The following is a 6518-nucleotide window of genomic DNA, read 5'->3' on the forward strand; positions in this document are numbered from 1 at the left end:
CTATTTCGCCATCTATTTTTTGTACCCCCACTGAAATACCATCACAGCCAAGTTCTTTACAAATCAATATATCCTGCCGGATAATTTCAATCTCATCGACATCATATAAATAGTGACCCGACCGTGGCCGAATGATGGGATACAATAAAATGGAAACCTTTTCCCTGGTTTGTTTGATGGCTCCGTAACTGGGCGTGGTTCCACCTTCTACCGGGTTATCGCATAATTCAACCCTTGCAGCTCCTGCATTTTCTGCAATAATGGCCGACTGAATATTGAATGCACATACTTCGAAAATAGCGCTATCACTCATAATTTTGTTATTATTAAAAGGGGTGTAATTAATAAATGCTGGGGGCTGTATAAATTTTTTCTTCCTGGTTACTTCTTACCGCGTAGGTAAATCCTTTCTGCAAACAATACGCTCCAAATTCACCTTTTTTATTCATTGCTAAAAAACCTACCTGCACTTCTTTTGCTTTTATTGGATTGCGTTTTATAATGCGTTCAACGCCCTCTTTACAGGCAGCTTCAGGGCTTAATCCCTGCCGCATTAACTCTACAATCAAGTGCGCTCCAACAATGCGAATCACTTCTTCTCCAACTCCCGTTGCGGTAGCACCGCCAACTTCATTGTCAACATATAAACCAGCGCCTATCACAGGCGAGTCTCCTACCCTGCCATGAATTTTATACGCCATTCCACTGGTAGTACAGGCGCCACCAAAATTTCCTGCGGCATCCATTGCCAGCATGCCAATGGTATCATGGTTTTTAATGCCGCCGGGCATCGGGTCTTTTGTTTTATCGTACAACTGGTTCTCAATATTTTTTACCGGTTCATATTTAGCGGTCTTCAGCCATTCCTTCCAGTCGTGTTCGCTTTTAGCCGTTAATAAATTTTCTTTTTTAAACCCGTTGGCCAGTGCAAATTGCAACGCTCCATCTCCCGCTAAAATAATATGAGGTGTTTTCTCCATCACCATCCTTGCCACCGAAATGGGGTGCATAATATGTTCCAGTGCCATCACCGATCCGCAATTATAAAATTCATCCATGATGCATGCATCCAATGTTACTTTGCCATCCCGGTCGGGTAAACCACCGTAACCAATACTCTGGTTCGATTCATCTGCTTCCGGAATGCGCACACCTGCTTCCACGGCATCCAACGCACGACCTCCTTTTTGCAAAATTTCCCACGCACCCGCATTGGCGGCTTTGCCAAAATCCCAGGTGGAAATTACAATAGGATTATTCAAAACTGCAGCAACTGTTAGAGGTTTTGCAGCTAATAATTTTTCGCCGGTTAAAACTGCTGCTGAACCAATGATTGAACTTTGCAAAAATTTTCTACGTGTTGACATATAAATATATTAGTTATTTTATCTGCTAAATTAATTATTAGCAATGGTACTGTTTATTTCTGTAAGAAGAATTATTTTAGGATTGAAGTATCTCAAAATTTTACATAAAACTTATTAATCCATGAATAAATTTATGCGGGCAATAATAATAATGCTCACTAAGGATTAATTACCAGGATTTCAATACGCTTTTTTTAAAAGTGCCCGATGGGAACACAGACTATGGCTACCTGCCGAAGTTGGTTTTACTACCAGCCTCCAATTGAAAATACAGAAATTGCCATTACGAAACTTTAAATAATTTAGACAGTTCCGGGTTTTACCACGGGCGAAAGTCTGGTATTTTCGAATCTTAAATTAACAACAATGGAAGCACAGCAACATATAAATTGCCACCGCATGGCGTAAGCAATAGAATATATCTAACTGCATTTTTGATTTAATACACCAAGAAGCGTTGTATATTTTTACGCACACCTGGAGTACCATTAACCATATCAGACTACATTGAAAGCCTACCTGTTTTCAATAAAAAGTTTGGGGAACTTTGCTTAAAATACCAATCGGGCAACTATCTATTGATGGCGGTATTGCTGTAAAAATAAATAAGCCCCATACTGCAAGAGCAGCAGGCAGGCCATTGGCCGTAACACAGCAACATATTTAATTCGCTGCCATCGTTCAATTCAGTTTACTGAAAGTATAAGAGGTTACAGGTGGGGAAGCACCCGAAAATCTGCCACTATTGGTTGGAAAACTGCTAAAACTTTTAAAGAAAATTAAAATTCAGTTTGTGCGGTTTTTTATTCACCGGTGTAATCAGCAAAACAACAGTTGATATGTTTTATCCTGCAAGAATAACTGCAGCAGAACTGCGTAGCAAAATACGAAACAAAGAAACCTGTTTAATTGGTAACAGCAAATTGAAAATTTTTGGAACACTGCATTTCAAGTTGGGCAAGCAGCTACAAAAAAAGCGTGCATTTTTCGGTTGTTGAAAAGAAGCAATAGAGCACCATCACCGGCCTTACCGACACTGCATAAAAACAGCATATAAAAAATGGAAAGATAGATATATTTTATACTGGCAGTATAACCAATTTATTACCTCGTGAAAGCATTGCCCATTTTTATGGGAACGTAATAAAACCAGCGCAGGCAATGCTATACCTGAACCGTTTACACAATACCTTGAGAAGAAAAATGATGAGGTCATAATTTAGAAAACATATTATTACCAAACGAAAAGCAGCCTGGTATGGTGATAGCAATTATGCCTACACTTATTTAAATACTACCAAACAGGCATTACCCTAAACAAAAGAATTACTTGCATTAAAAAAAATACCAGAAGAAATTTCCGGAGATTATTTCAATAGCTGCCAGTTGAGTTTGTACCACACCGGCGATAAGGGCATGGCCTATTACAGCGTTGATAAAAAAGCTTCAGGCATCAATACCACCACGGCCTCTGTAAGTTTTAGCACAGTAAGAAAATTTTCTTTAAAATATAAAAATAGTAGGCAAACTATTTATGTGCATTTACAAAGCTCCGGTATTTTAGTAATGAAAAATGCCACGCAAACAAATTGGCCGCATATTTTACCCTAGTGTACCCTGGTTAAACGGCCAGGAATAAACTTAACTTTCAGAAGAATTGTTCTGTAAAAAAAATTATAAAAAAATACAACGAGTATTGTAAGTATTGCTTTCAGTAATTTTAATAAACCAATTATAGTAATTTCCCCTTCTTATTAACACGTCTTTTTATAAACAGGAGTAAATAATTCTACAATTTATTTTTTCAACACTTCGTTATTCTCGGTTTGGGATGTAACCGATATTTGAACCCCTTATACACAAACTGTTTGTTGATTATTATCCAGTGATAAAAAACGGAACAGTTTTTATACTATTACCATATAGGTTTAATCAGCAACCCTCTAAAAAAAATATTTAATCAACTTATTATGACAAATAGTAAACCCATGAAAATAACAAGCAACGCATTTATGAATGGCGGAAATATTCCATCAAAATATACCTGTGATGGCGAAGATGTAAACCCTCCTTTGATGATAGAGAATGTACCACAGGGAACACAAACGCTGGCTATAATTGTAGAAGACCCCGATGCTACAACGGGGGTGTATGACCATTGGCTGGTATGGAACATGCCGCCCGAAAGAATTGTTGAAGAAAACAGGATACCTGGTATCAGTGGAAGAAACGGGGCAGGAAAAACAGGGTATCATGGCCCCTGTCCACCATCTGGAACACACCGTTATTATTTTTATGTATTTGCACTGGATATTAGTCTTGATATTGAATCAGGCTCAGATAAAAGAAAATTACAGGAAGCTATGAAGTCGCATATTCTGGCACAGGGAACATTAATGGCACTCTATACAAAAGAAAAAGATGTATCTCAAAAAAACAGTGTCTTAATCCAGTAATTAAAAGATAGATTACTGACACTTTTTTTTACTCTTTTTTACCATTCTCATTGAATTGTATCATTCAATATTTGACGGATGGAGATGATTTTTTATAACTTTCAAAAGTTCGATTATAAAAGATTAACGCTTACAAAATTAAAATGACATACCTGTATTTATACTAATCGCAAAGCAGTATGATGAATTTACATGGATGACCAAATATTTAAGCTTAATAAAAATATGCACTTATGCCGTAATTAAAAAGCTCTTTACACCACCAGAAGGATGCTGTAATTGTAAAAGTGGCCGGTAAGGCTGTTGGATTTTATTGCTGCTGGTGTTCCTACGCAAGCTCAATAAAAATAATAACCGTTCCATCTTTAAAAAAAACACACAACCAATTAAACTGCTTTTTAATGAGATGAGAGCTATTATAAGGAAAGGTATTTAATTTATTATTGTACTGTCTTAGCGGCTTTAAGCAACAGTGTTCGCAATTTTAATTTTATTAATAGTCTGCTCCAAAAACCGATTCAGTTCATCCGGGCTTTCCAACATCGGAAAATGAGATGTACCTTTTATCTCTACCAGATCATACCCGTTTGTGGCGTACTTTTTTAAGGCTTCTTCATTGGTAGGCATATAGTCTGCATTGATAAGATGCAACGTAAGCTGCAGGTTAGGCAGCAGCCTTGCTTCCAGCTTGTCCATATTGAATGATTCTTCTATAATCTCTACACCCATTGGATGTAAGGCTTTCCGGTAATCTCCAATAACGTGGTTAGCTACCTGTGGCAGGGTTTGCGGCGTAAGCAATGCCACACGTGCATATTGTTCGCAGGTTGCTGCAAAATCAGTTTTGATATTATCTATTATTGCATCGGCCTGCTGTCTGTAATCAGGAGTTAAAGGTGTAGCTGCATTTTTGAAATTGTCAATACCGATAAAACCGATGAAGGGAGAAGGATTGGATGTGGCAGCCACCAGGTTAATATCGCCGGCAATGGAATGCCCGATAAGAATAACATTTTTTAAATTCAATTCCCTTACTACAAAAATAACATCTTCCGCAAAATTTTCTATGGTCCAGCGAATGCGTTCTTTCCCCGATTTTCCATGGCCAGGCAGGTCTATCGTAACCACCGTATAGTTCTTGCTAAAATAATCTACCTGGTTTTGCCAGTACGACTGGTCAATGAAAGCTCCATGCACAAAAAGCAATACAATTTTCCCCTCGCCAGTTATTTGCCAGTTGATAACCGGATTATTTTTTTTAATTTCTTCCATAATCACATTTTTAAATTGTACTATAAAAAAACTGTACCAAACTAAAATATATTAAACTAACTTTTGCCGGAAGTTTTGAGTTTGTTGTTTTAAATTTTTAATTCATGATTGATAAACCTTTTAAAAATTGTCCTTTTTTTAACCTTTTTAAAACAATACTGCACTTCGTTTTATGGTAGTTTTATGACAAGTTTAAAATGTTCTTCCTGGTTTATAAATAGAAATTTATTGCAGGTATAGAAAGATAAATGAATTAATGTAACCCGTATAATTGGTGAAACAAATATGCCTGCCAAAACTTTAAAAATTGCTACATCCAAAGCAAAATTGTAAATTTACGATACTAATGAGCCGTGCATCTACATACAAAACTCTACTACTGCTTTTTTTAATCGTTTTTTTATCATCAAAAAATGGGCAGGTATTTGCACAACGAGGTATTAATGACACAATACTTACCGCTGCAGTTATTTACCAGGGAGATACCATTGAAACCAAAACTTTCCAGGATTTACTCATCAGGTCGTGGTATAACCAGGCCAACATGAAGGCCATCGCAAAATGGACCAGGTTACGAAATGCTATTTATGTTACTTATCCTTACGCCAAACGTGCGGGTAAAGTAATGAATGATCTGAATGCCCAACTTGTAAATGTAAGCGACCAAAGTGCCCGAAAAAAATGTATCAAGTCAAAGGAGAAGGAATTAAAAAAAGAATTTACTGATCCGCTCACCAATCTTTCTGTTTACCAGGGTAAGGTATTGATGAAATTGATTAACCGGGAAACCGGTAACAATTGTTATGAGATCATTAAAGAATATAGAGGCGGCTTTGATGCCAGGTTTTATCAAACTATCGCTTTCTTTTTTGGCAGTAGTTTAAAGCAACCTTACGATAAAAACGGTGATGATATAGAGATGGAAAAAATAGTAAAGGAAGTGGAAAGAATGTATGGATTCAAGAGTTGATTAAAAATTGTTTCTGTATTGATTTCTTCCGTTCATTGTCTGCCCGTTTACAAAGAAACAGGTCGTGTATTTATCTCCGCAGTTAAATATTTAATTCAATTCGTTTGGTTTGCAAAAACATAATTGCTGTAATACAAATTAATTACTGGCTGATATTTGCAACTGGGTACTTAGTTTGAGATATTTTTAATAACTCATCAAAAATAAATAGGATATGCACAAACAAATTGTAAGTATTTTTCTGATACTGGTAGTTTTAACTATACCAGGTATTGCACAAACCAATATCCAGCCCGCTACCCCTCACAATATTAGCACGGCCCCGGTTGTAAAACACCATATAGTAATACAGCTAAGCAGCAGCGATACCGCAGCCTGGAAAGGATTAATGAATAATCTGCAACACCTCAAAGACGAGTGGGGAAACAGTGTACAAATTGAAGTAGTGGCACA

At 36.8% G+C, this 6518-nt stretch carries 7 protein-coding genes; 4 read left to right on the forward strand and 3 right to left on the reverse strand.

Annotated elements, in window-relative coordinates:
* Together H7254_RS14030 and H7254_RS14035 are read right to left on the reverse strand one after the other, a co-directional pair.
* Nucleotides 1–313 (reverse strand): copper homeostasis protein CutC (locus H7254_RS14030; protein WP_301933560.1); only part of this gene is annotated, 313 nt, incomplete at its 3' end.
* Between the two features lie 28 nt (nt 314–341).
* Nucleotides 342–1367, reverse strand: coding sequence for a N(4)-(beta-N-acetylglucosaminyl)-L-asparaginase (locus H7254_RS14035; protein ID WP_301933561.1), 1026 nt, complete (start codon nt 1365–1367; stop codon nt 342–344).
* Between the two features lie 1356 nt (nt 1368–2723).
* Here H7254_RS14035 and H7254_RS14040 point away from each other — a divergent pair.
* Both H7254_RS14040 and H7254_RS14045 read left to right on the forward strand, forming a co-directional pair.
* Nucleotides 2724–2978, forward strand: a complete 255-nt coding sequence (locus H7254_RS14040; RefSeq protein WP_301933565.1) for an alpha-ketoglutarate-dependent dioxygenase AlkB — start codon at nt 2724–2726, stop codon at nt 2976–2978.
* A gap of 359 nt (nt 2979–3337) precedes the next feature.
* Nucleotides 3338–3823 carry a YbhB/YbcL family Raf kinase inhibitor-like protein gene (locus H7254_RS14045; RefSeq protein ID WP_301933562.1) on the forward strand — a complete coding sequence of 162 codons (486 nt, stop codon included), beginning with the start codon at nt 3338–3340 and terminating at the stop codon, nt 3821–3823.
* 462 nt (nt 3824–4285) lie between these two features.
* Here H7254_RS14045 and H7254_RS14050 read toward each other — a convergent pair whose 3' ends face one another.
* On the reverse strand, nt 4286–5095 hold the full coding sequence (locus H7254_RS14050; RefSeq protein ID WP_301933563.1) for an alpha/beta fold hydrolase: 810 nt from the start codon (nt 5093–5095) through the stop codon (nt 4286–4288).
* A gap of 346 nt (nt 5096–5441) precedes the next feature.
* On the opposite strand from H7254_RS14050, the gene H7254_RS14055 reads away from it, so the two are divergent.
* Nucleotides 5442–6065 carry a DUF4294 domain-containing protein gene (locus H7254_RS14055; RefSeq protein WP_301924231.1) on the forward strand — a complete coding sequence of 208 codons (624 nt, stop codon included), beginning with the start codon at nt 5442–5444 and terminating at the stop codon, nt 6063–6065.
* A gap of 214 nt (nt 6066–6279) precedes the next feature.
* The coding region (locus H7254_RS14060) for a hypothetical protein (RefSeq protein ID WP_301933564.1) at nt 6280–6518 on the forward strand (239 nt) is incomplete at its 3' end.

This window comes from Ferruginibacter sp., assembly GCF_014377975.1.
Lineage (GTDB): Bacteria > Bacteroidota > Bacteroidia > Chitinophagales > Chitinophagaceae > Ferruginibacter.

Coding starts and splice junctions, on each gene's coding strand:
- H7254_RS14035 (WP_301933561.1), bottom strand. CDS start 1,367: ATGTCAACACGTAGAAAATTTTTGCAAAGTTCAATCATTGGTTCAGCA.
- H7254_RS14055 (WP_301924231.1), top strand. CDS start 5,442: ATGAGCCGTGCATCTACATACAAAACTCTACTACTGCTTTTTTTAATC.
- H7254_RS14050 (WP_301933563.1), bottom strand. CDS start 5,095: ATGGAAGAAATTAAAAAAAATAATCCGGTTATCAACTGGCAAATAACT.
- H7254_RS14045 (WP_301933562.1), top strand. CDS start 3,338: ATGACAAATAGTAAACCCATGAAAATAACAAGCAACGCATTTATGAAT.